This window comes from Bacillus sp. AFS023182 (assembly GCF_002560575.1).
Lineage (GTDB): Bacteria > Bacillota > Bacilli > Bacillales > Bacillaceae_G > Bacillus_A > Bacillus_A arachidis.
Map to the genome: position 1 here is coordinate 1 of NZ_NTRO01000140.1, position 3709 is coordinate 3709.

Annotated in this window: 3 protein-coding genes and 1 pseudogene; 2 read left to right on the forward strand and 2 right to left on the reverse strand. The window is 31.9% G+C overall.

All coding sequences use genetic code 11. The features are described from left to right. The first annotated feature begins 404 nt into the window (after positions 1-404). Positions 405-1349: a nucleoside hydrolase gene (locus tag CN288_RS27645; RefSeq protein WP_098303624.1), complete on the forward strand. Its 945-nt coding sequence runs from the start codon at positions 405-407 to the stop codon at positions 1347-1349. A 417-nt stretch (positions 1350-1766) separates the two neighbouring features. After that, the gene (locus tag CN288_RS27650; RefSeq protein ID WP_098303625.1) at positions 1767-2435 is read left to right on the forward strand and encodes a lipoprotein BA_5634 family protein; all 669 of its coding nucleotides are present in this window, start codon (positions 1767-1769) and stop codon (positions 2433-2435) included. 615 nt (positions 2436-3050) lie between these two features. Here CN288_RS27650 and CN288_RS27655 read toward each other — a convergent pair. Together CN288_RS27655 and CN288_RS27660 are read right to left on the reverse strand one after the other, a co-directional pair. Further along, complete coding sequence (locus CN288_RS27655) at positions 3051-3164, reverse strand: YjcZ family sporulation protein (RefSeq protein WP_081810983.1); 114 nt, start codon at positions 3162-3164, stop codon at positions 3051-3053. Between the two features lie 335 nt (positions 3165-3499). Further along, positions 3500-3709 (reverse strand): annotated as a pseudogene (locus tag CN288_RS27660) (Rpn family recombination-promoting nuclease/putative transposase); the annotation flags it as partial.

Sequence of the window (3709 nt, forward strand, 5' to 3'; positions counted from 1 at the left end):
AAAGATAATAATAAACTATATGAAAAGACCGCATTTTCCATAAAAATATACCTTAAGTTGATGGATGTGGGGTAGCACCACATCGCCATCAAGCTAAGGTTTTGAAGTACCCCCTAAATGAAAATTTTCTTTCCCTACAGTTAGTTATTTTGAGAAGTCAGCTCATTTTTATGTTTTGAGGGCCATTTGATGAGCATAGGATATCAAAAAAACAAGTTAAGATTAGTAATTATATACTATTTCATTTCATACAAAAGGAATTTGTTCATTATTAACGAAAGTGTATGTTAACTAGATGAATTCATTCATACACAGTACTACAAAAAGACATGGGAACAATCTCATATCAAGATACATAATTATAATCCATTTAAAAAGCTAGTAAAATTAAGGAGAAACATCGTATGGGGAAAAAAGTATTGTTCTTTGGAGATTTTGGAATTGACGATACGATAGCTATCATATATGCGCATTTAACAGATAAAATTGATGTTATAGGAATTGTTGCAGACTATGGGAACGTACCTCAAGCTGAAGTTGTTAGAAATGTTCGCTTTTTACTTAAAAGTGTAGGAAAAGAATATATAAAAGTGTTTGGTGGGGCGGAGCATTCTATGTCTTCAGAAGCTGAAACTTTTTATCCAGAAGTTCACGGTAAATTTTGGATAGGGCCCATTCACCCAGGACTAGAGCTTCAAACATTTGAGAATTTTTTTGAGGTTCTCGCACTTATTAAGCAGTATAAAAATGAACTTATTATCGTGAATACCGGAAGGCTAACTTCACTTGCAACTTTATTCCTCCTTTATGGAGATGTGATGGAATATGTACATTCTTATTATATTATGGGAGGAGCTTTTCTATATCCAGGAAATGTTACTCCCATTGCCGAAGCCAACTTTTATGGCGATCCTGTTGCGGCCAATATTGTAATGAGATACGCAAAGAATCTATCAATTTTTCCTTTGAATGTTACACAATCGGCTATCGTAACACCAGAAATGGTCAATTATATTCACTCTAAAGGAAAAACTAAGTTTTTAAAGCCCCTTTTAGACTATTACTATTATCAATTTTATCAGAAAAAAGTTCCTGGAATACAAGGTAGCCCAATTCATGATGCGCTCACTTTGATTGCAATTAATCGTGATGATATTTTTACATACCATCAATCAGCAGTGACGGTTAATGTACTTGATACTGTACGAGGGCAAAGTATAGGAGATTTTAGATCTACTTTTGAACCAGAAACATTCGGTAATCGTCCAAAACATAGGATTGCAATACAAATGAATTATGAACAGTTTTTTAAGGAGTTTATGACTGTAACGACTGGCGACCTATTTTAGTGAATACCCTTATATATAAGGGTATGTTTTGCTATCAAGCTAAGATTTTTAAGTACCCTCTAAATGGAAATTTTGTGTTTTTATAGACCTGAAATTTATTTTTATCGTTCTTGGGGTAACTTATTTTCTTAGCTTGATGGGCATGTATGGTGACCTCTATTAGGATAAACGGGCGTTGATGTTATAAAAATTTATGAATCTCTATATAATAATTTTTGGCTTTCTTAAGAAAAAATTAAGAAATTTGATCAGTATTTATTAAGAAATGCTATTTATAATTCAAAATACCCCTTAAAAAAGAAAATATAAGTAAATATTATATATAAACGATATAATTTTTATTATTTTGCGACTTCACATATTTTCCTCAAACACGTGAAGACGTAAAACACTAATAAGACGGAGGAATTTTGATTGATGAAAAAGTTTTTATTTTTTTGTAGTATTTTATTAATAATAGGAGCAGGATATTGTTTCTATCAAGCATTGCCAAATGTACTGCTTGTATCTGGGGATCAACAACAAGTAGAAAAAGTAACAGAAGAATATAAGTCTAAATTAAGTTCATCTACGCAGTATAAAGAAAAACAGTTGTGTGGTTCTCAATTTAAAGATAAAGATGAAACATCCTGTAATAATACTGGATCAGTACGAGTTTTAAATAAAACTACAGCTGAGAAACTACTAAAAGAACAGATGTTGCAAAAAACAATACGTCCACGTGTTACAGAACCTATCCAATCTTTGCCATCCATCACAAAAGAAAAAGGTGTGGTATATGGAAAAGATATTTCTAGTGAAGAGATACAGATTGGAACTCAAATTATTCCTGTGACAAAAGGAGGAGATGATTTAGGAATCGGCGTTGGACAGGGACAAAAAATACAATCTAAATTAATAATTGTTGATGATTCTATTTATAAAGAGCTGTTATTAAAAGAAAATACTTTTAGTATATTGCGTTTTGATATTAAAAACACTTTAATGGGTAATATTCCAGATATAGGAGTTGTAGAAAAATCATATCCTGAAGTAAAAACAATAAGAGTAAAAGCTAATAAAAAGATTAACTATTCAATACTGTGATCGAGCCATCCAAAACTGTATCGTACATAATTCTTTTTATTTATTAGGGATACCGCCACATCGCCATCAACCTAACGAAATTATATACCCCAAAAATGAGAAAAATGGCATCTTCAGGTGAAAATGTACAATTTTTTGTTTTTGGGGTATTTATTTTTCTAAAGTTGATGGATGTGTGGTTCTACCCATCGCTATCAAGCTAAGGTTATGAAGTACCCCCTAAACGAAAATTTTTATCTATCTACAATTATTTATAACAATTCAGCTCATTTTTTTAGTTTTTGTTAACAACGAATTTCTTAAGTTAATGGGCATGGTCTGAGATCCCCATAAAGAAAAAGCACCCTTAGGTGCTTTTTCTTTGTTTGTTCTCGCGTATTGAGATGACTATTCAAACCTTGTATTAGGGGACATGGTTCAAACAGATATATATTACACTTAAAGCTTAACATTAACAGAAAATACTGTAAATTGATAACATTTATGCAGAACATTCCCAAAGTTTAGTATAGATATTTTTCACTATTATTATAATGAAAATAGTATAAAAGCACAATTGCAGGGATTTTTTCATAAAGAAAAGACATCCATAAGATTGTCTTTTCTGATGTTTTTCTAGCAGAAGCAAGCAGCTCCGACTATGATTAATAATATAAAGAGGACAACGAGTAAAGCGAAGCTTCCAGCAAAGCCACCGCCACAACTTCTACAACTACCACCAAAGCCCATAATAGTTCCTCCCTTACTTAATAAGAGGGGAAAAATGGGGTCATCTTCATGTATTTTCACGGTTTACATTACCTTATGTTTTTAAATAATATATGAGCAGGTCCTTTTAAAAAAGAAAAGACACCCTAAGGTGCCTTCCTCCGACTTGAACCATCTTAATTTTAATAATATGTATGTGGACTCCCATCCATTTACCATTTTACCATATTTATCTATATTGTTTATTGAGAAAAAAAGAAAAAGCCCCATAAATCAGAGCTTTTATGTTATGGTTAAGTTACCTACATTACTATTTTCTTGCGCATGTTATCCCCATTTCATGTGCTTTTTTTATTTTATTTCTCCTCTAAAATACGTTCAATATCATTTATACTTAATTTACTTGCTTTAGCAATTGTTTCGAGTGGTACACCTAGTTCATGTATACCTTTAATCATTTGTATTTTTCCTTCTTGAATTCCTTCTTTCTTCCCCTCATTACGAGCATGAGCAACCTTTGCAGCTTCATCCATTAACACTTTTTCCCTTGCCTCATAGGCTTGTCG